4 protein-coding genes are annotated in these 3,369 nt (G+C 72.5%); 1 reads left to right on the top strand and 3 read right to left on the bottom strand.

Translation table 11 applies throughout. The features are described from left to right. Positions 1-143 precede the first annotated feature (143 nt). Positions 144-1,052: an EamA family transporter RarD gene (rarD, locus tag L615_RS02915; protein ID WP_145724058.1), complete on the top strand. Its 909-nt coding sequence runs from the start codon at positions 144-146 to the stop codon at positions 1,050-1,052. A gap of 83 nt (positions 1,053-1,135) precedes the next feature. Here the strand turns inward: rarD and L615_RS02910 are convergent, their stop codons facing one another. The 3 genes from L615_RS02910 to L615_RS02900 form a co-directional block, all read right to left on the bottom strand. Beyond that, positions 1,136-1,648 (bottom strand): flavin reductase family protein, encoded by a 513-nt coding sequence (locus L615_RS02910; protein WP_145724057.1) that lies wholly within the window; start codon positions 1,646-1,648, stop codon positions 1,136-1,138. A gap of 99 nt (positions 1,649-1,747) precedes the next feature. Continuing rightward, positions 1,748-2,770: a polyprenyl synthetase family protein gene (locus tag L615_RS02905; RefSeq protein WP_396954699.1), complete on the bottom strand. Its 1,023-nt coding sequence runs from the start codon at positions 2,768-2,770 to the stop codon at positions 1,748-1,750. Continuing rightward, the coding region (locus L615_RS02900) for a proton-conducting transporter membrane subunit (RefSeq protein WP_261376536.1) at positions 2,767-3,369 on the bottom strand (603 nt) is incomplete at its 5' end. The genes L615_RS02905 and L615_RS02900, both read right to left, overlap by 4 nt.

The following is a 3,369-nucleotide window of genomic DNA, read 5'->3' as shown; positions in this document are numbered from 1 at the left end:
GGCGCCCGCGCCGCAGGCGCGTCGGCGACAAGCGTGGGCCGAGCGAAGCGAGTGCCTGCGCGCGGTCGTCGACAGGCGACACGCTCGCGCCATCAAGCACGACAGGCGACACGCTCGCGCCATCGGCTCGATAGCCTCACCGGGTGGCTGATGCGCGACGGGGGTTCCTGCTCGGCGTCGCGGCGTACGCGATGTGGGGGGCGTTCCCGCTCTACTGGCCGCTGCTCGAGCCGAGCGGGCCGGTCGAGATCCTCGCCCACCGGATCGTCTGGTCCCTGATGATCATGGCGGTGCTGGTCGTCGTCATGCGACGGCGCAGCCAGCTCCGCGACGTCCTGCGCAGCCGTCGTACGACGCTGCTGCTGGTCGTCGCCGCGGCGACGATCACCTCCAACTGGGGCACCTACATCTACGGCGTGGTCAACGACCGGGTGGTGGAGACGTCGCTCGGCTACTTCATCAACCCGCTGGTGACGGTGCTGATGGGCGTGCTCGTGCTGGGCGAGCGGCTGCGCCCGCTGCAGTGGTGGGCACTGGGCCTGGGGTTCCTCGCCGTCGTCGTGCTCAGCATCGACTACGGCCGGCCGCCGGTGCTCGCGCTGGTGCTGGCCTTCTCCTTCGGCACCTACGGCCTGGCGAAGAAGTCGGCCGACGTCGGGGCCGTGGAGAGCCTGACCTTCGAGACGGCCGTCATCGCGCCGTTCGCCGTGGTCTGGCTGCTCTGGCTCAGCAGCGCCGGCGACGCCCACTTCACGGCCGAGGGCGTCGGGCACGTGGCGCTGCTGGTCACCAGCGGCCTGGTGACCGCGGTGCCGCTGCTCTGCTTCGGGGCGGCCGCGACGCGGGTGTCGATGACGACCCTGGGCCTGCTGCAGTACCTCGCGCCGATGATCCAGTTCGTGCTGGGCATCACGGTCGTCGGCGAGCACATGCCGCCGGGGCGCTGGGCCGGCTTCGTGCTGGTGTGGGTCGCGCTGGCGGTCTTCACCGTCGAGGCCCTGCAGCACCGGCGGCGGTCCCTGGCCCTCGCGGCCGAGGCGTCGGCCGTCTGAACCAGCCCCGGCGGGCCGGTGCTGGAAGCCCCGTGCGCCAGCGGCGGGGTGCACGCCGCTGGCGCACGGGCGTTCGGCGGTGGTCAGGCAGTCCGCTCCAGGCGGCCGAAGCCGCTGCGGTGGAAGACCAGGGGGTGGCCGGCGGCGTCGTTGGCGCCGCGGTCGACGGCCAGGACCTGCAGCAGCACGATGACGTGGTCGCCGGCCTCGACCTCGCGGTAGAGCGAGCAGGAGAAGCGGACCAGGCCCTCGTCGAGCGTGACCGCACCCTCGGGCGAGGTGGTCAGGTCGATGCCCGTGAACCGGTCGGCGACCGGGCCGGAGAGCTGGCGGCACACCGCCCCGTGGTGGTCGGCCAGGACGGTCACCCCGAAGTGGCGGGCACGGCGCAGGTCCGGCCACGTCTTCGACGTACGGGCGACCGAGACGGAGACCAGCGGCGGGTCCAGACTGACCGAGGTGAACGAGCTCGCAGCGAGGCCCACCGGCTCGCCGTCGATCTCCGCAGCCAGGGCGACCACACCGGTCGGGAAGACGCCGAACGCCTGCCGCAGGGCGGCGGGGTCGAGGTCCTGGTTGGTGGTCATGGTGCTCATGCACCCAAAGTTAACTGACCTACTAGAGATTAACGAAGCGGGGTCGCCACGGAACGGCCGACCCCGTGCAAGGCGGAGCCGATCACCGTGCCGAGGAGGTCATGCCGAGCGGACGGCGACCACGTCGGCGAAGGCCTCCAGCGCGGACCGGACGGCGCCCTCGGGCAGCGCGGTGAGCAGCCGCTTCGCCTCCTGGGCGCGGTCGACGACGTAGGCCTGCGCCTCCGCCATCGCCGGGTGCTTGCGGAGCAGGTCGAGCGCCTCGGCGTGCAGCTGGGCGTCGGCCGCGAGGTCGGTGCGCTCGGGGTCGAGCAGCTCGAGCAGCCGGGCGTCGGCGGGGTCCATCGACGCGCGCGCCATGAGCACCGGCAGCGTCGGGACGCCCTCCTTGAGGTCGGTGCCCGGCGTCTTGCCGGACTCCTCGCTCTCGGAGGCGATGTCGAGGATGTCGTCGGAGAGCTGGAAGGCGGTGCCGACGAGCTCGCCGTACGCCGTCAGCGCGGTGACGACCTCCGGGTCGGCGCCCGAGAAGAGGGCGCCGTAGTGCGCGGAGGTGGCGATCAGCGAGCCGGTCTTGCCGGCCACGACGTCGAGGTAGTGCGCGAGCGGGTCATCGCCCGGCGCGGGCGGCACGGTCTCGAGGATCTGGCCCTCGACCAGGCGGGTGAAGGTCTCGGCCTGGATCCGGACCGCCTCCGGCCCGAGCCGGGCGGTGAGCTCCGAGGACTTCGCGAACAGCCAGTCGCCGGTCAGGATCGCGACCAGGTTGTCGTAGCGGGCGTTGGCGGAGTCCTCGCCGCGGCGCAGCGCGGCCTCGTCCATGACGTCGTCGTGGTAGAGCGAGCCGACGTGGGTGATCTCCACGACGCAGGCGGCGGTGAGCACCTCCTCGGCGTCCGGGCGCGGCCCGGCCTCGGCGGCGAGCAGCACGAGCAGCGGGCGGAACCGCTTGCCCCCGGCGGCGAGCAGGTGGCGGGCCGCCTCGGTGACGTACGGCGCCCGGCTGGTCGCGTGGCCGTAGAGCGCCTCCTCGACCGCCGCCATGCGACCGCGGAGCCGGTCCGCGAGCGCGTCGTCGAGGATGGGCAGTGCCAGCTCGGCCGGGGATGCTCCGTTCGTCACCTGATGAAGTCTCCCGTATGGGTGACCAGATCGAGAACCGGGCCCGGCACCACGCCGAGGACGAGGGTCGCCGCGACGCAGACGGCCACGGTGGCCGTGGTGAGCACCGACGGGCGCGAGACCGCCGCGGCGCCGTCCGGGTGGGCGTCGGTGAAGAACATCAGCCGGATGTGGCGCACGTAGAACGTGATCGCGACGATGCTGGACGCGATCGCCACGAGCACCACCGGCCACGCCCCGGCGGACATCGCGGAGGTGAAGACCGCCCACTTGCCGATGAACCCGGCGGTCAGCGGGATGCCGGCCATCGASAGCAGSARGAAGGCGAAGGCSCCGGCCACCAGCGGCGAGCGCCGGCCCAGGCCGGCCCAGCGGTCGTAGTGGGTCGCCTCGCCACCCGCGTCGCGGACCAGGGTCACGATCGCGAAGGAGCCGATCATCGCAAAACCGTAGGTGGTCAGGTAGAAGAGCACGCCCTCGAGCGAGGTGTACTGCCCGTCGGCGAGCTCGCTGGCGCCCTGGGCTCCGAGCACGCCGACGAGCAGGAAGCCGGTGTGGGCGACCGAGGAGTAGGCCAGCATCCGCTTGACGTCGTTCTG

It is taken from the genome of Nocardioides sp. J9 (assembly GCF_007829375.1).
In the GTDB taxonomy this organism is placed as follows: domain Bacteria; phylum Actinomycetota; class Actinomycetes; order Propionibacteriales; family Nocardioidaceae; genus Nocardioides.
Note: the sequence above shows the minus strand (reverse complement) of the source record. Positions and strands in the feature narration are given on the sequence as shown.